The sequence below is a fragment of the Labrys methylaminiphilus subsp. lupini genome (assembly GCF_051161885.1).
Taxonomy (GTDB): Bacteria; Pseudomonadota; Alphaproteobacteria; order Rhizobiales; family Labraceae; genus Labrys.
Genome location: NZ_JBMDIH010000001.1, coordinates 4,043,742 through 4,061,657 on the forward strand (window position 1 = coordinate 4,043,742; position 17,916 = coordinate 4,061,657).

The following is a 17,916-nucleotide window of genomic DNA, read 5'->3' on the forward strand; positions in this document are numbered from 1 at the left end:
CCTATGGCGTGCGTTTCACCAGTTCGGCCACCATCGCGGCCGTCCAGGTGAAATGACCGCCGCCAAGGCCCTCGCCCGAGATCGGATCGTAATATTCGGCAAAGCCGCTTTCCTCGATCAGGGCCAGGCTGTCGGCCTCGACCTTGGCCGCGGCTTCGACGAGATTGCAGCGCCGGAGGCCGTCGGCGACCAGCATGTTGACGATGATCCAGATCGGGCCGCGCCAATAGCGCCTGGGCTCGAAGCGCCGGTCGGCGGGATCGTGGCTGGCAATGCCGTAGCGCGTGCGCCTGCGCCAAGCCGCGATGCGTTCGGCTATGGCCCTCTGGCGCGCTTCATCGCCAAGCCCGGCGAAGACGGGCAACAGACCGCCGATCGACGGGCTGTCGATCAAGTGGCCCGAGACACGGTCGAGACAGAGATATTGACCGAAGCGCTCACTCCACAACCGCTCGAAGGCCGCCCTCGCCTTGGCGACACGAGCGCGGGCGCGGGCGGCGATCTCCGGCTCGCCCAGGGTCTGCGCAAGATCGGCAAGATCGCTGTCGGAGCGGACCAGAATGGCGTTGAAGCCGGGGTCGACCATGCGAAAGGGCGAGGCCTCATGCAGCCTTGCATTGTCCCAGCCGAGGCCGCGAAAGCGCTGCAGCAGCCAGAGGAAGCGATCGTAATCGGCCTTGTGCGGGCGCTGGGCGGCATCGACGTGCCGGGTGTCGCGCCGCTCATAGGGCTCCACCCCGTCGGTCGGCACCCGCATCATCGCCTCATCCCAGTCGACAGAATTGTCGCGTCCGGATTCCCAGGGATGGATGATGGCGACGAGGCCACTGCCCTCGGGGTCGCGGCAGGCATAGAACCAGTGATGCCAGGCATCCGCCTTGGCCAGCAACCCATGCGCCTTGCGACGGGCGAGTTCCTTGTCGCCGGCCTCGTCATGCAGGCGCTTCATCACATAGGCCAGCACCGGCGGCTGGGTGATGCCCGATGTCGGCACAGGGCGGCCGGTACGCCAGACGGAGGGACCGGGAAAATAGCCATCGTCGTCGACGTGGAAGACGATGTGCGGCACCATGCCATCAGGCCATTGATGGGCAAGCAGGGTCTCGACCTCCTGCCAGGCCCTGGCCTCGTCGAGATGACGCAGTCCCAGTGCCGTCAAGCAGGAATCCCAGTTCCACTGGAAGGGATAGAGCCCCTTGGTGGGGATGGTGTAGGCGCCGCGATCATTCTCGCGCAGCACGGCGGCGGCCCGCTCGAAGGCAGCGGCACGGTCAAGTCGGGTCATGGAAGGCTCCCAGTATGGTCGAATTTGGAGTGGAAAGGCCCTAGAGCACAGCTGCAGAGGTCTCGACGTCGAACCAGCGCACGCTGTCCGGGCGCGGCGCCAGGGTAAGCGCCTCGCCGGGGCGGACCTTGTGCTCATTCTCCAGCACGGCGCGGAAGAGGTGGCCGCCGACATCGAGCGAGACGAGCTGGTGCGGGCCGAGCGGCTCCACCACCCTGACCCGTCCCGTCAGCCCCTCGCCGCTCGGCGTCAGTTCCTCGGGCCGGATGGCGAATTCGATCGGGCGGGACGTCGCGGGCGCCGGCAGCTTCAGGCCGGCAACGTCGGCCGTTGCGCCGGCCACCGTCGCCGGCAGGAAGTTCATCGGCGGATTGCCGATGAAACCGCCGACGAAGCGGGTGGCCGGGTAGGCATAGACTTCCGTCGCCGGCGCCGCCTGCACGATCCGGCCCTGATGCATCACGGCGATGCGGTCGGCCAGGCTCATCGCCTCGACCTGGTCGTGAGTGACATAGATCGTGGTGGTGCGGCTTTCCTGCAGGATGCCCTTGAGCTCAGCCCGCATTTCGAGCCGAAGCAGGGCATCGAGATTGGAGAGCGGTTCGTCCATCAGAAGGACGGCCGGCTCCACCGCCAGGGCGCGGGCCACGGCGACGCGCTGGCGCTGGCCGCCGGAGAGCTGGCCCGAATAGCGCTGCAGGAGTTGCTCGATATGCATCAGCCCGGCCGTGCGCTTCACACGCTGCTCGATTTCCTGATTCAACATTTTCTTCATCCGCAGGCCGAAGGCGATATTCTCGAACACGGTCATGTGCGGGAATACCGCGTAGTTCTGGAAGACCATGGCGATGCCGCGGTCGCGCGGCGGCAGTCCGTCGACCCGCCTGCTGCCGATATGGACCTCACCGGCACTCGCCCTCTCCAGCCCGGCGACGATGCGCAGCAGCGTGGTCTTGCCGCAGCCCGAAGCCCCGAGCAGCACCAGGAACTCCTGGTCCCGGATGGTCAGGTCGAGCGTGTGCAGTGCCGTGTAGGAACCGAAACTCTTGCGCACGCCCCGGATCTCGATGTCGGCCATGGGAGCCCCTCAGCGATTGGCGATGCCCCAGAGCGAAAACAGATATTTCCGCACCAGGAACAGGAAGATCAGGGCCGGGATGATCAGCACGAAGGCGCCGGCAAATTTCAACGGCAGCGGCGAGACATCCAGGCTGGTGAGCAGGAAGGCCGTCAGGGTCTGGTTCTGCACGGTGAGCACGGAGGCCGCGAACACCTCGTTCCAGGAGGTGACGAAGGCGAACACGCCGGAGGCCGAGATGCCGGGCAGCGCCAAGGGCGCCACGATCCTGACGAAAGCCTGGGCCCGGTTGCAGCCGAGCGTCCAGGCGGCCTCCTCCAGCTCCACGGGAATGCTGACGAAGAGCGAGGAGGTGATCAGAATGGCGAAGGGCAGCGCCAGCACGGTGTGGATCAGCGCCAGGCCAAGCAGCGTGTCGTCGAGGCCGGTACGCAGATAGAACACCGCCAGCGGCAGCGCGAGTAGCGGCAGAGGAAAGGCGCGCGTCATCAGCACGAGGATGCGGAAGGCGCCCTTGCCCTTGAAGCGGAAGCGGGCCAGGGCATAGCCGGCCGGCGCACCGATCACGATGGAGAGCACCATGGTCAGCCCCGCGACCAGCAGCGAATTCACCAGGGCCCTGGTGACGCCGGCATAGTTCCAGAAGAAGGCGAGGCTGGTGAGATCGAAGGCCGGCCAGAAGCGCTTGGGCCAGCCCGTCACCGCCGCAGGCGCATTGAAGGCGTCCACCGCCAGCAGATAGATCGGCACCAGCACCCAGGCGCACAGGACGATCGCGGCGACGCGCAACCCCCAGCGTGCCGGGGCGGCGGCGCCCGTATCATCTTGCGTCACGGCGGCCTCGCTCATGGCGCCGTCTCCTTTTTCTCACCCAGCGTCCACAGGAAGAACACGGTGAGGGCGATCGAGATCGCCAGGATCACCATGGCGTAGGCAGCGGCACCCGCGCGGTCCTGCAGGGTGAATTGCCAGCCATAGGTCTCGCCCATCAGCACCGGAAGGTTGGTGCCGGCCAGCACCAGCACGATGGCGAAGACCTCGAAGGCGAGGATGGTGCGCAGGATCAGCGCGGTCTGCAGGCTGGGGCGCAGCAGCGGCAAGGTGATCCTGACGAAACGCTTCCAAGGCCCGGCGCCGAACACCTCTGCCGCCTCGTAATATTCGCGCGGAATGAGCGACATGCCGGCCACCAGGATGACCAGCACCACCGCCGTCGCCCGCCAGAGTTCGGCCAGCACGATGGCGGCAAAAAGCAGGACGATGTTCTGATAGCCTAGCAGGAGCTGGGGACCGCCGATCAGCCCGAGGGCATGACGGGCGCTGTTGAGAAAGCCGTTCTGCTCAAGGATGGCCAGCCAGATCAGCCCGGCGGCGAGATCGGAGATACCGAGCGGGATGGTGAAGACATAGAGGGCGAGATCGCGCCCCTTGCCGAGATTCATCACCAAGGCCGCCATGGCCAGAGCTAGCGCGATCTGCAGCGGCACCACGATTGCCGTCAGCACCACCGTGTTGCGCAAGGCCGGCCAGAACTTCCAGTCGCTCATGATCGAGCGGAAATTGCCGGTCGAGATCTGGCCATACTGCATAAAGGCCTCCACCGCGACCTGGCTGAACGGCAGCAGGAAGAAGGCGACCAGGAAGAGCGTCGCGGGGGCGAGCAGCAGATAGGGTAGAATGCGGACATTACTCACGGCTCGGTCCCCCTAGAGCAAAACGCGTTCAAGTGTGAACGCCTATTTGCCCTAACTCTTTGCTTCGACGCGTCTTTGCGATTCCAGGTGACTCCCTCAAATCACAAAACGCTATGGCTATTCGACCTTGCAAGGTCCCTCGCTCTTGGGATCGGGCGCCCAGCAAGGCGCCTTCTTCTCGTCGAGGATGGCCTGCAGGGCCTGCGCCTGCTGGTCGAGCACATCGCGCACCGGCTGGCCGCCGAGCACGATGCGCTGGAAGGTATCGGAGAAGACCTTGTTGTAGCGTCCCCCCGCATCGCCGATGCCGATCGGCAGCAGCACGGGCAGGGAGTCCGTCGCCGCATTCTGCGCGGCCACCACCGGCCCGAGGATCTTGGCGCTGGCCGGCACGTCGTCGGGCAACTTGACGTCGACCACCGGGAAGAAGCCGGTCGCCTTCACCATGGCGATCTCCGTCTCGGGCTTGAGCATATAGGCGACCAGCGCCTTGGCATCTTCGGGCGCATTCGAGGTCCTGGGCACGGCGATACCGGTGATCACCGGCATGTTGGCGCGGCCCTTCGGCCCGGCCGGCACCGGAAAGACCACGAAATCGTCGGGTTTCTGGTTGAGCGCATCCTTCAGCCGGGCGACATGGTCCCAGGCCACCCAGACCTCGCCATTCAGCAGGGGCTCCTGCATGAAGGCATAGGAGGTTGAAGCTGGCGTCACCGCCGCATGCCAGAAGTCACGGAAGTCGTTCCACATCTTCTCGGCTTCCGGCGACCTGAACTTCACCACCGCCGCGCCGGTGAAGGAGGGCAGGAGATAGCCCTGGAAGAAACGGTGCGACAGCCCCTTCGGACCGGCCGGAAAGCCGATCTTGGGACCACCGGAGGCCTGCGCCATCGCCCTGCCCCAGGCATAGAACTGCTCATAGGTGATCTTCTGCAGGTCGGTGCCCTCAGGCAGATATTGCAGCGCCTGCTTGCTGGCGGTCATCACATAGGTCGCCTGCATCCAGGGAATGTATTTCTGCTCGGCCGTGCCGAGCTTGCCGAAGCTCATATAACTTTCGGCGACGGTGCCGGCGGGCACCACGCCTTCGAGATTGACGAGGCCGTCGGGAATGCTGGCAAGCTCGCCATGCAGGCCGCCCAGCACGGTAATGGCGCCCGACCCGGCCTGCAGCTCGGCCTGGATACGCGTGATGAACGGGCCGGCTTCCTGAGCCGAATAGGTGACCGGCTTGCCGAAGCCGGTGAGCACGCCGTCGCGAATGGCCTGCGATTCCTCCACGGGCGTGGCCTGGGTCGACCAGAACAGCAGATTCTGTGCGATCGCCACGGTGGGCATGGCCAGTGCTCCAACCAGAACGGCGCCTGACAAAAGCCTTTTCATCGATCCGCTCATGCTTCCCTCCCCTTGTGCATGGTCTTTCCTCCTCGCGCGAAGCCTCTGCGGGTCCCGGCTCGGCCCCGCCGCTCAGTCGACGGGTGCGGGGCCATGACTGGCCCGAAGCTCCAGCTTCGGTTCCAGCAGCAGGGTCCTGATGCCGGCTTCGCCCAGCTCTATCCGTGCCACCACCATGTCGCCGGCGATGCGGCCGCTCTCCCGGATGTTCTGGTCGAAGGTGGTGAGTGGCGGATTGGCGTAGGCAGCCATCGGCACATTGTCGAAGCCGACGACCGACAGGTCTTCCGGTACGCGCAGGCCGAGTTCGCGGGCGACATCGAGCACGGCGAAGGCGAGCTGGTCGGTCAATGCGATCACCGCCGTCGGCCGGGGATCGAGCGAAAGCAGGGCGCGCGCCTCGTCATGCGCACCGTCGCGATCATTGGGAGCCACCTTGGCGACATGATCAGGCCGCAGCGGCAGACCGAGCTCGTTGAGGGCCCGCTCCAGGCCGAGGCTGCGGAAATGGGCAAAGGTATAGGCGACATCGGGCATGAGCAGAGCGAAGCGCCGGTGGCCAAGGGAGACCAGCCGGCGCGCCAGGCCATCCAACGCCTTCTCGCCATCGGTATCGAGCCAGGAATAAGGACCTGGTGCCTCGATCAACCGGCCATGGGCGACAAAGGGAATGCGCCGTGCGATGAGCACGCGCGCCCGGGCATCGTCGACGGTCAGGCGATTGATGACGAGGCCGTCGGCCTGCGAACCGTCTACCATGTGGCGCAACAATTGCAGCTCGTCACGGCTCTGAGAGCTGGCGGCCAGGAAGAGATCACGTCCAAGTTCGGCAAGGCTGTCGGCCAGGCCGAGGAGAAACTCGCCGACGAAGGCATCGGTGATCTGTCCCGCCGGCTGCGGCAGCATCATGCCGATGGCATTGGAGCGCCCCGAGACCAGCATGCGCCCGGCGCGGCTGGCGACATAGCCATGCTCACGCGCAGCCTGAACCACGCGTTCACGGGTCTTTTCGGAAACGTCGGAATAGCCGCCGAGGGCGCGCGAAACCGTCGGCACCGACAGGCCGAGCACCCTGGCGAGCTCCTTGAGCCCAATTGCACGCGACGTTTCGCTCACTATTTTTTCTCATCAAAAACGTTTTGAGTAAAATCCAAAACGTTTTGGAAAATGTCAAGCGATGCCGTGTTGAGAATGGTGGAGGTGCCTACCCACGGGCTCTCTTCCGGGCAGAGCCAGACCAGGAGGCATTTGGGCGGGCAACTGGCATGCGTCCTCGTATTGGTAACCCAGGTCACTTGGGCGACCCCGACGCCGATGCTATGGACGGAGGATCTGGTGGAAAGGGCGGTGGCGGCAACCTATGAGCATCGCAGGCGAGCATAGGCCAGATTCATTGCCGCCGGTCGTCGGGCCGGTGGGCATCGGCGGCTGGCTCGTTCTGCCCTTGCTGGATATCGTCATCACGCCGTTCTATTCGGTCTATGAAGTCTATTCCATGCTGACCGGCTGGGACCTGCTCGGCCCCAATGTCGGTGGTGCGGTGGACGGGCGCTTCGAGGCCGCCCGGCTGCCGCTTCTCGCTTACGCCTTCACATCGGTCGCCAGGGGCGCTCTTGCCGCCTATTGCCTCTCTCTGATGCTGAAACGCTCACCCCAGACGCCGAGATGGATGATCATCTACTACGCGATAGAATTCATGTTCGGTTTCCTGGATTTCTTTATCAATCGAGCCCTGGAAGGCATCCTCCAGCAGGCCGGTTCCCAGGATTATTGGATCCTGGCCTTCAACATCGCCATCTGCCTGATCTGGATCGCCTATTTCCGGCGCTCCCGGCGGGTGGCCAACACGTTCCGATCGCAGCAGGCGGAGGCCGACAGGCACCTTGGGGAGATATTCTCGTGAGGCGGGAACGATTGCCCCCGCCACCTGCGTTTTCAATCCGAGCCATTGCGCCAAAAGCCAACCGTGCCCAAGCGACTACCGGCAGGGCTTATCTGAGCTGAGGAGAAACCATGTCGATGAAGCAACGTCCTTACTGGCCCATCCTGCTGGCGCCCTGGCTCCTGTCCGCGGTGGCAGCCCAGGCTCAGGAAGCCCCTCCGGCCGGCGAGCAGCGCTGCCGCGACTTCATCGCCAATCTCGCCAAACTGGACGTTCCCCTTCCCAAGATCGGCAAGGTCAGCGCCAAATCCAATGGCGGCTGCCTCTATACCGACAGCGTTCTCGAACAGGGCCATGTCCGCTGGAGCATCGACACCATCGATCTCGACAGGATCGAACCCGATCCGGCCGGAGCGGACAAGATGCCGCTCGCCATGCGCATCTCGCTCAGCGGCATACGCGTGTCAGGGGCCGTGGCAGGCGACCCGGTTTTTTCATATGTGCAGCAGCTGACGGCACCACCGATGGCCCTGTCGCTCGACTATGAACGCGATGTGCCCAAGGATGCCCTCAAGGTCAACTCCCTCACCTTCAACACCTCGCATGGCGCCCTCTCTCTTTCCGTCGAGCTTGCCCGGATCGAGCCCATGCTGAAGAGCTGGTCGCCGCAAGATGTGGTCATGCGGACAGCGCTGAAATCGCTGGAATTCAACCTGCATGACGAGGACGGCGAGATCCAGAGGCTGGTCGCCATGCCACTTGCAATCGCCCTGCTCAAGGGCGCACCGGACCCGGCGGCCCGCCTCGCCGAACTCAAGCAACAGGGCGCGACCTGGATGCGGCTCACGCTCGGCCTGCTCGGGGTGCCGAAGGAAAGCACCGAGGAAACGATCGCCGCCATGATGGAGCTGCCCAAGGCCACCAAGCCGTTCTATCTTGGCATCAAGCTGCCGCAGCCGGTGGGCGTCGAGGACCTCTTCCGCGCCATGGTCGGCGGCGTATCGCCCGGCACCCTGTTCCCGGACGGATCGATCACCGCGACCTATGGGAAGTAGGGAGCGGCAGGCTTTTTTCCGGTAGAGGCTGAGGCCCATCTCGGCCTGGGAAGGTTCACTGTAGCCCCGCAAGAAAAAACGCGGAAAGCCTTCTCCACGAAGTGGGGAAGGCCCGACGCGTATCATTCTGCGCCCCTCACGCCACCGCGAAGGGCTCGTCTTCCAGGAAGCGCTTCAGGACGTTCCAGGTGATCCTGGAGACGTTGTTGTCGTAGTTGTTGTGGCTGAGCGAGCCGCACCAGGCGATCGACGAGGTCGCGAACAGCGCGCCGCCTGACGGCGTCTCGCCGAAGGCAAGATCGGCATGCACGCGCGGATTGGTGTCGCCGCCGATATTGGGCGGCACCACGCCGAACTCCTCGTTGACCAGCAGCATCATTGGCGAATGATCGACCGAGGAAGCCAGGCGCAGCATGTTGGGCGGCGAGCCGAGATCCGTGGCCAGGCAATCGAGCTCGATGCCCGCCGCTCCGCCGCCGATCAGGCCGAAATCGCCGATGATCTCGTCCGGCACCCCCTCGAAGATGAAGGCCGCGCGGGGATTGTCGGCGTCGGGCGCGCGGCGATAGGGGCTGGAGACGTCGAAGCCCTGCGCGATGAAGCCGACGCCGCAGATCACGTTAGGCGCCCGGCCGATGCGACGCCACAGACCGCCATATTCGCCGTTGAAGGACTGGTAGTATTCGCCCGGCTCGGCGATCCAGGTGCGGATGCCGTCCTCGGCCCGGCGCAGCTCGATCACGCCCGGCAGGGTCTGGTGATAGGCGATGCGCCAGTACCAGCCATTGCCGCCCATATACATCAGCCGGCCGCCACGATCGATCCAGGCCTTCATCGCATCCCACATCCTGGTGGAATGATATTCGGGATGCGTGCCGGTGATCACCACCTGGTAGTCCCGCAGCAGTTCGTAGCCGTCCTCGTGCAGGTCCTCGTCGGTGATGACGTCGTAGTCGACACCCCGATGGTCGAGCCAGTCATAGAGATGGGTATCGGCATTGTACTGGTAGAGGGCAGAGCCATGCCCTCCGAGCCAGGAGTGGTAACGCGGCGAGAAATTGAGCACGGGTCTGAGGCGGCTCGAATAGTGCACGCCCGAGCCATCGGCATGGCAGTCATAGAGCGAGCCGCCGAGCTCGGGATGCTCGTAGAGATAGACGTCGGAATGGCCGAAGGTGAGGAGGCGGTTCATGGCGAGTTCGGCGCCGCGCGCGGTGATGTGCTCGCCATGATTGGCATAGGCCATGTAGGAGGCCGTGGGGGCCAGCATGGCGAGTTTTGGGCGCGAACCCAGGGGCCGTGAACCTTGGGCACACCGGCGCGGCGGGCGCACGAAGAAGGCGATGTAGTTTTCGCGCGTCACCGTCTCGTCGCTGTCGCCGCAGGTGACGTGCAGCGCATAGGGGCCGCTCCTCAGCTCTTCGGGAATGACGAGGCTGACGGAGGTCTCCCAACCCGCATCGTAGAGATCGTCGTGATGGAAGTGGATGGCACCATAATGCTCGGGCTTGCGGTTGAAGTCATGCTCCTCGCCGGTCCAGTTCCATCCCTTCATGCCGCGGGTCGGCAGATGGAAGAGCTCGCCGTGATGATGCGAGGGCCCGATATCGACAGCCTTGGTCGAGCCGATCTCGCGGGCAAAATCCCATTGCGCGATGACCTTGGCCTTCAGAGCCGCCGGCTGGGGCGACAGCAGCAGTGCCTGATGTTCCTCGGGGGCATGGAAACCGGCCAAGAGAACGGGCCCGTCGATCTTGCCGTCGAAATGCTCGGCCACCGTGCCGTCGGCCTGATGGCAGCCGGCCAGCAGGAAGGGCGCCTCGACGGGGGGGAGCGGCACCTTCAGGCTGGTTTCCTCAAAGCCTGTATCGAAAACATGGGCATAGGGCTTCACCGGGCGCTGGGAGAGCATGATGCGGCCGGTAACAGGCTCGAAGGCGACAGCGACGGCATACCATTGGCGCACCAGCATGCCGTCGCGCAGGGCGAATTCGGCCTGCCGGCCCGGACCATCACCCACGATGACGGCGAGGCGGCCACCTTCCTTCATCTGGATACGAAAACCGCGTTGCGTGACCGGGTCCCATTGCGCCGCGATGGTCTGCGGCCCGCGGGACGGCAGGGTCGGCCAGAGCATGGCGAAGAAGGTGAACGGGGCACTCCCGAGTGCCGGCACGCCGTCCGCCTGCATGTAGGAACCGGCATCGATGCGCTGGGGCTGGCCTGGGTGGCGCCCGTCGATGGCGGTCGGCACATGCGGAAACTTCAAGCCCGGTCCCTCGGGATTGCAATCGCCATGCCGCACGCGCACCAGCCGGGCTTCGAAGTCGTGCCCTTCCTCGAGCGAGATTTTGAAGGCGATGGTCTCGCCCGGGGCGACTGAATAGCGGTCGGGATAGCCGGTGATTTTCAGCATGACGTGGGCTCTCGGATGGCTTTGTTATCGTGTTGGGGCGCAAGAGCCTTCTCCCCTTGCGGGAGAAGGGAAACGCGCCTCAGTCCCGGAACGGCAGGTTGATGCTCTCACCGGTGAGCAGGCGCCAGCGCCGGCGGAAGATCTCCCATTCCGCCTCTTCGCGGCTGGTGAAGACAGGCTCGTCCTCGTAGACGATCGGATCGCGCCGGTCCGGCGGCATCGTGGCGAGCACCCATTCCTGGAAGGGCTTGCGGCAGAACAGGATCACCTGGCTGCCCGAAGGGTCCTGGCGCATGATGTGCAGCATGCGCTGCAGGCCGGGGCTGTGGCGCCCGATCGGGCAGCGGCGGAATTCCTCGATATATTGGCGATCGGTACGGGGATCGATCTTGTAGACCATGGCACTGCCTTCACGGGCAAAAGCGTTTGCGATTTGTTTGAATCACTTCAAATCGCAAAGACGCGTCGGACCAAAGAGCGAGAGTAAAGAGCATTCACACCTGAACGCGCTTTGCCCCTGATGGAACAGCCGAAGCGGCCGGCGCGAGCACGAAGGCCCCGAGATCGCGCATATCGGAGAAGACGATGTCGGCGCCTGCAGGCGCATTGCCGCCGACGGTATGGAAGGCGGTGACGAGGCCCGCAGCCTTGGCCGAGCCAAAACCCGTATGGCTGTCTTCGACGCCAAGAACATGAGCCGGCAAAGCTCCAAGTCTCCGGCATGCCGTCGCATAGGGTTCGGGATCGGGCTTACCCTTGCCGACATCGTCGAGGCTGATCGAGAAGTCGATGAAAGGCAGGATGCCGAGCCCGGCGAGATTGGCATCGACCACGCGGCGGCTCGAATTGGAGACGCAGGCCTGCCGGATACCGGCGGCAGCGAAGCGGCGCACGAGATCGAGCACGCCCGGCAAGGGTTTCAGCGTGTGGGCACGGGCGATGTAATAGTCGACGATTGACTTGCCCCAGCTTTCTTCCGTGACCCCGGCCGGCATGCGGCTCTCCAGCATGCGCCAGACATCGCCCATATGGATGCCGCGGAAACGGTCGTCATGCAGGTCCGACATGTCGATGCCGAGATCGTGGCTGATGGCGTTGAGCGCCTCCTGGTGCAGCGGCTCGCTGTCCACCAGCGTGCCGTCGATATCCCAGGCGATGGCCTCGATTCTCATACATCCTCCTCACGAAGCCGGCGATAGAGGCCGCGGAAGGCCCGGTACCCCGCTTCATAGACTGCCTTGTTCTGCGCATTCGGCTCGATCCGGTCGCGCAGGCTGATGAAACGCGATACTTCGGGCCATTCCGAGGCAAGCCCCGCCCCGATGGCCGCCGTCCAGGCGGCGCCGAGGCAGGAACCGGGATGGCCGTTGAGACGCTGCAGGGAAACCTGCAGCACGTCGGCGACGATCTGCATCCAGACCGCGCTGTTCGAACCGCCATCCGAAACCAGGTAATTGGTGGTGGCGTGCCCCATGTCGTTCAAAGTCTCGACATGATGGCGGATAGCGTAGGCATAGGCCTCGAGCAAGGCACGCCAGAGATGGGGGAGGCCGGTCGCCAGGCTGAGGCCTGAAAAGGCGCCGCGGATGACGGGGTCGTGGATCGGCGTCTTCTCGCCGAGGAAATAGGGCAGCACGGCAACGCCTTCGGCCCCGGCCGGAATGTTAGCAGCGAGCCGGTCGAGATGCTGGTGCAGGCTGAGGCCCTCCCGGGCAGCCGCCTCGCGCTCTCCGCCCGCGAAGGTTGCCGCAAACCAGTTGAGCCCGGAACCGCCGGTCGCCATGCAGCCATTGGGCACGTAAAGCCCCGGCACCAGATGGTAGTCGAGATACATGCGCGGATCCGGCGTCACCTTGTCGGAGGCGATCAGCACGTCCGCCGAGCCGCCGAACTTCAGGAGCACGTCGCCGGGCGCCACCACGCCGGCGCACAGGGCGGAGGCGATATGGTCGGCCGCTCCGCCCACCACGGGCGTTCCGGCGTTGAGGCCGGTGGCTGCCGCCGCCTCCTGCGTCACCGAACCGAGAATCTGGTGGGACAGCCTGCGCGGCGGCACGGCGCTGCGCGGAATATGCGCGAGTGCCACCAGGTCATCGGCGATGTCCTGGCTGGAAAGATCGGTAAAGCCGGCTTCGAGCGCCCAGTTCTGCTCGACCGCCCTCACGCCGGTCAGGCGCCAATTGATATAGTCGTAGGAGCCGAACACGGTGGCGATGCGCGCAAAGCCATCCGGCTCGTGCTTCTCGAGCCAGCGCAGCTTGGCCGTCACCAATTGCTGGTTGATGCCGTTGCCGGCCCGGGCCAGGAAGGCGTCCTCCGCGATCTCCGCGGCAAGCTCGGCAACCTCCTCCCCGCAGCGCCCGTCGCTCTGCTGGATGCTCGGGCGGATCAGATTGCCATCCCCGTCCAGCAGCACCACGGCCGGGAGCATGCCGGTGACGCCGACGGCATGGATCTCGTCAGGCACGATGCCGCTCGTGGCAATCAGCTCGCGAGTGATGGCACAGGCATTCTCCCACCACTGGTTCGGATCCTCCTCCGCCCAGCCGGCATGAGGCGAGCACAGCGTTACGGGACGGGAGGTGAGGCCGAGCACATCGCCGGGCAAGCGGATCAGGATGCCGATGGTGGAGGTCGTGCCAATGTCGAGGCCGAGGACGCAGGGCATGGAAAAACCTTGGAGCGCGGACATCTCAGCGACATGCTTGCATGTCGCGGTGTCCGCTCTTGGAGACGATTCATTTGCAAAACGGGTAGATTCGGCGGTTGAGGCCCGCATCTACCCGTTTTGCTAGAGTGGCGGTGCAAGAGCGGGCATCGCGACATGCAAGCATGTCGCTGCGAAGTCCGCGCTCCCAGGGATCACGCCAGCGGCGCCACCTTGTCCATGAAGCGCTTCACCCGCGCCGGATCGACGGCGTTCCAGGTATTGCCGTCGATCTTGAAATGGGTGCCGATGATCACGCCGGAGGCCACCGACAGCACGTCGGCGACATTGTCGATATTGACGCCGGTATTGGCGAAGACAGGGACATCCTTGACCGTCTCGGCCACCTTCTTCAGGTCCGCTGCGGCAGCCGGCTGGCCGGTGAGCGGGCCGGAGACCAGGATGGCGTCGGCAAGAGAGGAGAACACGGCGCTGCGGGCGCGCAGCTCGATCGGCCGGCTATCCAGCGAGGAGGCGAATTCGGCATTGATGTTGTAGAGCAGCTTGAGGTCCGGACGGCCGACTTCGCGGCGCAGCTTGTGGGCATCGGCGGCGTTGGGCTGCCACAATCCCATGTCGGAGGCGAACAGACCGGTGAAGATCTCGCGGGCGAAGGAGGCACCGGTCGCCCCTGCGATCGCCACCGAGGCGGTGGGGTCCCACAGATAGTTCACGCCGAACGGCACCTTGAGCAGCGGCTTGAGCGCGGTGACGATCGCCGTCATCGCCGCCGCGGATTCGATCGGAGCCTTGAAGCGATAGGGCCGGTCATTCTCATTGCCGAACATGACGGCATGCACGCCATTGTCCTGCAGGTTCTCGATATCCCTTGCGGCATCGTCGATGAGCTTGTTCACGCCGCCCTTCGCATCGAAGAGCGGGGCGCCGGGCAGCGCGCCGATATGCACCATCGCGATCACGGCCTTGCGGCGGGGGCCGAGGAAGTCGAAAACCATCGATAACTCCTGTCGAAACTTAAGGTTCTGAGAAAGCCGGCGCCTCCTGCCCGGCGACAACGACCTGGACACCGGCCCGATCGAGGGGCTCGGCGAGGTGTTCGGGCAAGGCGGCGTCGGTGACGAGGACGTGGATCTGCCCGTAAGGGCCGACCTGCACGAGGGAGCGGTGGTCGAACTTGGAAGAATCGCACAGCACCACCACCTGGCGGGAGCGCTCCATGAAGGCGCGCTTGATCTCGGCATCTTCGAGCGTGTAGTCGAAAATACCCTGCGCCGTGATGCCGGAGACACCCAGGAAAACGGCGTCGAGCCACAGGGTCGAGAGCTGCGAGCTCGCCATCGGCCCGCATACGGAAAACTCGTGCGGACGGATCAGCCCGCCGAGGGCGTAGACCGGGCTCTTGCCATTGGCCAGCAGCCCTGCCGTGCGCAGATTGCTGCAGAATAACCTGAGCCCGGGCCGGTCGAGCAGTTCGCGGGCGAAGCGATGGGTGGTACTGCCGGTGTCGATACCGATAGTCTGCCCTGGCTGCACGAAGCTTGCTGCCGCGCGCGCGATCTTCTCCTTGGCATCGGCCTGGCGCCGTCCGCGGACCTCGAAGGCGGGTTCCTCGGCGTCGAACGCCGTCTCGGGTGCCCGCGCCGTCGCCCCGCCATGGTCCCTGCTGATCAACCCGCTTTCGGCAAGGCGGTCGAGGTCGCGCCTGATCGTCATTTCCGAAACCTGAAGCTCCGCCGCCGCATCGGATACGTTGATGTAGCGGCGCTGGCCGATCATCTGGATCAGCCTGTCGCGCCGCGCCGTTGCCGGGATCCGGGAAGCATTCGTCATCACGGGCGTCATCTGCATTCTCTTCGCCATGTTCAGCTGCATTCAGATTGCCCTTGTAGCGCCCACAAAGGCAGCATGCACTATGACGAAATCGAACATATTCGATCACAAGATGTAACATCTTCGATCAGGTAGCAAGCCCCATCTGCACAAAGCGCAGGAATTTTCCGCCGATAAGCACAGACCCAACCGGCAAGGCTCACATAGGAGCGCGCGGCCACACCAAGGCTGCCTCACCGCCAGGGTAACCCGCCAAAACTTGTCCACAAGGGAGGGTTTCGACCATCTGGTGATTATTTGCGCTCAATCACCGCCCAAAATGACGGACAGCATCCCGCGGCGACTCGACGTTCGCGCCTCTCCTCCGTTTTCATGGCAATCGGCATTCATGATGCCAACATTTACACTTGTGCGATAACGCTCGATTGTGTTTCAATATGTTCGAAATCTACTCAGAAGCGGGAACATGTCGATGCAGGACCTGGCCGGAAAACGGGCAATCGTAACGGGCGGCGCCTCCGGCATCGGTGCGGCGATCGCCCGCCATTTGGCCGGCCTGGGCGTCAGGATCGCCGTGGCCGATCTCGACGGGAAGCGGGCGTCGGAGCTGGCGTCCAGCCTGGGCACCGATCATCGCGGCATCGCCATCGACGTGCGCAAGCGCGCTTCGGTCGAGGCGGCCTTCTCGGCAGTCGCACAGGATTGGGACGGCTATGACCTCCTGATCGGCAATGCCGGTGTCTCCACCATGAACAAGGTGGTCGATCTCACCGACGAGGAATGGGACTTCAATTTCGACGTCAACATTCGCGGCATCTTCCTGACCAACCAGACCGCCGTGCGCCATTTCCTCGAAGCGGGCCGCAAGGGCACGATCGTCAACACAGCCTCATTGGCCGGCAAGGTCGGCGCGCCGCTGCTGGCGCATTATTCGGCCAGTAAATTTGCCGTCGTCGGCTGGACCCAGGCGATCGCCCGCGAGATGGCGCCGCACGGCATCCGCGTCAACTGCGTCTGCCCCGGCTTCGTGCGCACCTCGATGCAGGAGCGCGAGATCGAGTGGGAGGCCAAGCTCCGGGGCATCACGGCAGAGGCCGTGGCGGCGGACTATATCGCGCAGACCCCGCTCGGGCGCATCGAGACGCCGGAGGACATCGCGCCTCTCGTCGCCTTCCTCGCCTCGGAAGGCGCCGCCTTCATGACCGGTCAGGCCGTGAACGTTACCGGCGGCGTCTATATGGGCTGAGGCCGTCACAGCGCGAAATGCAGCAACTCAGAGAGAATCAAGCCGGCGGCCCCTTTTAGCGCCGCCCGGTCTTCGAGGTCCCCCATGACGAGTTGGATATCGTTGCCAGGGCGCCATGGCACGAGGTCACGCACATGAGCGGTGATCGCCGCCAGCAGGGCCGCGCCGGCACCGGCGACATCGCCATGCAGCACGAAGAAATTCGGTGCCATGGTCTGCTGCAGATTGGCGATGCCGATGGCGATGTTGCGGGCATAAAGATCGAGGAGGCCGGCTGCCGCCCCGCCATTTTCCGCCGCCAGCGCGGCGAGGCTGCGCGAATCCAGGGTATCGGGCGAGGGAAGATTGCGTTGCCGGGCCTGTCCGCGCAGCCAGCCCACAGTGGCGATCGTCTCCCAGCACCCCCTGCGTCCGCAGCGGCAAGTCGTGCCATCCACCTGGACGAAGGTGTGGCCGAGCTCTCCGCCGGCCCCTGCCGGCCCGCGATAGAGATGGCCGTCCAGGAAGATGGCGCCGCCCAGCACGTCCCCGGTATAGATCACCGCGAAATTGCGCTTGCCACGCCCAATGCCAAACCAGCGATCACCGACCAGGAGGGCTCTGGGATGATGATCGACGCGCACCGGCAGGCCGAATCGGCGCGCCAGAGTGGGACCGAGGGGAAAGCCGTCCAGCAGAGGCGCCAGATTGACCGCGACGATCGTGCCGGTATCGGTGTCGATCATGCCGCCTGCCGCCACGCCGATGCCGAGCGGCGGGCGATGGGCGAGATCGAGGACCTGCCTGACACAGTCGAACAGGATGTCGATCAAAGGCTCTACCGTCGCGGGATCCTCAGGGAAGGGGGCCCGGACTTCCGCCGCGATGGTTCCGTCCAGCGACACCAGGCAGCAATGCACGCCGTCATGCATGAGCAAGACCGCGCAGATCGGGGCGGCGTCCTCGGAAAACCAGATCGGTCGCGCCGGCTTGCCACCGCCCTCCTTCGAGGGCAGAGGCTCGCCTTCCACCAGCATACCCTGGTCGATCAGGGGTTGGATGATGCCGGTGATGGTGGCGCGGTTGACCCCGACATGCCTGGCCAGGTCGGCACGACTGGTCGGGCCGAGATCGAACAGGACCTGGAGGACGCGGCCGCGATTGGCGAGGCCGATGGAGGTCGAGGAAATCAAGCCCTGCCGCCGGGTCTCGAGGCGAGGCGTGTCGTCGAACAAGTCGTTCAGCGCGGCCAGGCCGCCGCGTTCGCCATCGGACGAAAACCTATCTTCGGACGCCATGGCCGCCAGTCCCGAACTGAAATGCCTGCGAGGACCGACGGTCGTTGCAGGAAAACGAATTGCTCGCCCAGTCTTAGTGCCAGCGCGCCG

16 protein-coding genes are annotated in these 17,916 nt (G+C 64.7%); 3 read left to right on the forward strand and 13 right to left on the reverse strand.

Features of this window, described 5'->3' with window-relative positions:
- Position 1: 1 nt before the first annotated feature.
- The 6 genes from ACN6KF_RS19145 to ACN6KF_RS19170 form a co-directional block, all read right to left on the reverse strand.
- A complete protein-coding gene (locus tag ACN6KF_RS19145; protein WP_434958370.1) occupies positions 2-1,285 on the reverse strand; it encodes an MGH1-like glycoside hydrolase domain-containing protein in 1,284 nt (427 codons plus the stop codon).
- 40 nt (positions 1,286-1,325) lie between these two features.
- A complete protein-coding gene (locus ACN6KF_RS19150; RefSeq protein WP_434958371.1) occupies positions 1,326-2,363 on the reverse strand; it encodes an ABC transporter ATP-binding protein in 1,038 nt (345 codons plus the stop codon).
- Between the two features lie 9 nt (positions 2,364-2,372).
- A complete protein-coding gene (locus ACN6KF_RS19155) occupies positions 2,373-3,212 on the reverse strand; it encodes a carbohydrate ABC transporter permease (RefSeq protein WP_434958372.1) in 840 nt (279 codons plus the stop codon).
- Positions 3,209-4,057 (reverse strand): carbohydrate ABC transporter permease, encoded by an 849-nt coding sequence (locus ACN6KF_RS19160; protein ID WP_434958373.1) that lies wholly within the window; start codon positions 4,055-4,057, stop codon positions 3,209-3,211. The genes ACN6KF_RS19155 and ACN6KF_RS19160 overlap by 4 nt, the downstream gene beginning before the upstream one ends.
- Positions 4,058-4,174: 117 nt before the next feature.
- Positions 4,175-5,440 carry an ABC transporter substrate-binding protein gene (locus ACN6KF_RS19165; protein WP_434958374.1) on the reverse strand — a complete coding sequence of 422 codons (1,266 nt, stop codon included), beginning with the start codon at positions 5,438-5,440 and terminating at the stop codon, positions 4,175-4,177.
- An 84-nt stretch (positions 5,441-5,524) separates the two neighbouring features.
- Positions 5,525-6,568, reverse strand: a complete 1,044-nt coding sequence (locus ACN6KF_RS19170; RefSeq protein ID WP_434958375.1) for a LacI family DNA-binding transcriptional regulator — start codon at positions 6,566-6,568, stop codon at positions 5,525-5,527.
- A 244-nt stretch (positions 6,569-6,812) separates the two neighbouring features.
- On the opposite strand from ACN6KF_RS19170, the gene ACN6KF_RS19175 reads away from it, so the two are divergent.
- Positions 6,813-7,355, forward strand: coding sequence for a DUF2569 domain-containing protein (locus ACN6KF_RS19175; RefSeq protein ID WP_434958376.1), 543 nt, complete (start codon positions 6,813-6,815; stop codon positions 7,353-7,355).
- A 110-nt stretch (positions 7,356-7,465) separates the two neighbouring features.
- The gene (locus ACN6KF_RS19180; protein WP_434958377.1) at positions 7,466-8,389 is read left to right on the forward strand and encodes a hypothetical protein; all 924 of its coding nucleotides are present in this window, start codon (positions 7,466-7,468) and stop codon (positions 8,387-8,389) included.
- A gap of 136 nt (positions 8,390-8,525) precedes the next feature.
- Here ACN6KF_RS19180 and ACN6KF_RS19185 read toward each other — a convergent pair whose 3' ends face one another.
- From ACN6KF_RS19185 to ACN6KF_RS19210, 6 genes are all read right to left on the reverse strand, one after another.
- Positions 8,526-10,805: a N,N-dimethylformamidase beta subunit family domain-containing protein gene (locus tag ACN6KF_RS19185; RefSeq protein WP_434958378.1), complete on the reverse strand. Its 2,280-nt coding sequence runs from the start codon at positions 10,803-10,805 to the stop codon at positions 8,526-8,528.
- Positions 10,806-10,884: 79 nt separating this feature from the next.
- Positions 10,885-11,205, reverse strand: a complete 321-nt coding sequence (locus tag ACN6KF_RS19190) for a N,N-dimethylformamidase alpha subunit family protein (protein ID WP_434958379.1) — start codon at positions 11,203-11,205, stop codon at positions 10,885-10,887.
- A gap of 94 nt (positions 11,206-11,299) precedes the next feature.
- A complete protein-coding gene (locus ACN6KF_RS19195; protein WP_434958380.1) occupies positions 11,300-11,977 on the reverse strand; it encodes an HAD family hydrolase in 678 nt (225 codons plus the stop codon).
- A complete protein-coding gene (locus ACN6KF_RS19200) occupies positions 11,974-13,473 on the reverse strand; it encodes an FGGY-family carbohydrate kinase (protein ID WP_434959711.1) in 1,500 nt (499 codons plus the stop codon). Before ACN6KF_RS19200 ends, ACN6KF_RS19195 begins: the two co-directional genes overlap by 4 nt.
- Before the next feature lie 194 nt (positions 13,474-13,667).
- Positions 13,668-14,468 (reverse strand): BtpA family protein, encoded by an 801-nt coding sequence (locus tag ACN6KF_RS19205; RefSeq protein ID WP_434958381.1) that lies wholly within the window; start codon positions 14,466-14,468, stop codon positions 13,668-13,670.
- A 19-nt stretch (positions 14,469-14,487) separates the two neighbouring features.
- On the reverse strand, positions 14,488-15,321 hold the full coding sequence (locus tag ACN6KF_RS19210; RefSeq protein ID WP_434958382.1) for a DeoR/GlpR family DNA-binding transcription regulator: 834 nt from the start codon (positions 15,319-15,321) through the stop codon (positions 14,488-14,490).
- A 448-nt stretch (positions 15,322-15,769) separates the two neighbouring features.
- Between ACN6KF_RS19210 and ACN6KF_RS19215 the strand changes: the two genes are divergently transcribed.
- The gene (locus ACN6KF_RS19215; protein ID WP_434958383.1) at positions 15,770-16,549 is read left to right on the forward strand and encodes an SDR family NAD(P)-dependent oxidoreductase; all 780 of its coding nucleotides are present in this window, start codon (positions 15,770-15,772) and stop codon (positions 16,547-16,549) included.
- 5 nt (positions 16,550-16,554) lie between these two features.
- Here the strand turns inward: ACN6KF_RS19215 and ACN6KF_RS19220 are convergent, their stop codons facing one another.
- Positions 16,555-17,826, reverse strand: coding sequence for an ROK family protein (locus tag ACN6KF_RS19220; RefSeq protein WP_434958384.1), 1,272 nt, complete (start codon positions 17,824-17,826; stop codon positions 16,555-16,557).
- Between the last annotated feature and the right edge of the window lie 90 nt (positions 17,827-17,916).

Excerpts from the sequence above, each read along its gene's own strand:
- ACN6KF_RS19145 (WP_434958370.1), bottom strand. The coding sequence starts at position 1,285 with ATGACCCGACTTGACCGTGCCGCTGCCTTCGAGCGGGCCGCCGCCGTG.
- ACN6KF_RS19150 (WP_434958371.1), bottom strand. The coding sequence starts at position 2,363 with ATGGCCGACATCGAGATCCGGGGCGTGCGCAAGAGTTTCGGTTCCTAC.
- ACN6KF_RS19155 (WP_434958372.1), bottom strand. The coding sequence starts at position 3,212 with ATGAGCGAGGCCGCCGTGACGCAAGATGATACGGGCGCCGCCGCCCCG.
- ACN6KF_RS19165 (WP_434958374.1), bottom strand. The coding sequence starts at position 5,440 with ATGAAAAGGCTTTTGTCAGGCGCCGTTCTGGTTGGAGCACTGGCCATG.
- ACN6KF_RS19175 (WP_434958376.1), top strand. The coding sequence starts at position 6,813 with ATGAGCATCGCAGGCGAGCATAGGCCAGATTCATTGCCGCCGGTCGTC.
- ACN6KF_RS19180 (WP_434958377.1), top strand. The coding sequence starts at position 7,466 with ATGTCGATGAAGCAACGTCCTTACTGGCCCATCCTGCTGGCGCCCTGG.
- ACN6KF_RS19185 (WP_434958378.1), bottom strand. The coding sequence starts at position 10,805 with ATGCTGAAAATCACCGGCTATCCCGACCGCTATTCAGTCGCCCCGGGC.
- ACN6KF_RS19190 (WP_434958379.1), bottom strand. The coding sequence starts at position 11,205 with ATGGTCTACAAGATCGATCCCCGTACCGATCGCCAATATATCGAGGAA.
- ACN6KF_RS19195 (WP_434958380.1), bottom strand. The coding sequence starts at position 11,977 with ATGAGAATCGAGGCCATCGCCTGGGATATCGACGGCACGCTGGTGGAC.
- ACN6KF_RS19200 (WP_434959711.1), bottom strand. The coding sequence starts at position 13,473 with ATGCCCTGCGTCCTCGGCCTCGACATTGGCACGACCTCCACCATCGGC.
- ACN6KF_RS19205 (WP_434958381.1), bottom strand. The coding sequence starts at position 14,468 with ATGGTTTTCGACTTCCTCGGCCCCCGCCGCAAGGCCGTGATCGCGATG.
- ACN6KF_RS19210 (WP_434958382.1), bottom strand. The coding sequence starts at position 15,321 with ATGCAGATGACGCCCGTGATGACGAATGCTTCCCGGATCCCGGCAACG.
- ACN6KF_RS19215 (WP_434958383.1), top strand. The coding sequence starts at position 15,770 with ATGTCGATGCAGGACCTGGCCGGAAAACGGGCAATCGTAACGGGCGGC.
- ACN6KF_RS19220 (WP_434958384.1), bottom strand. The coding sequence starts at position 17,826 with ATGGCGTCCGAAGATAGGTTTTCGTCCGATGGCGAACGCGGCGGCCTG.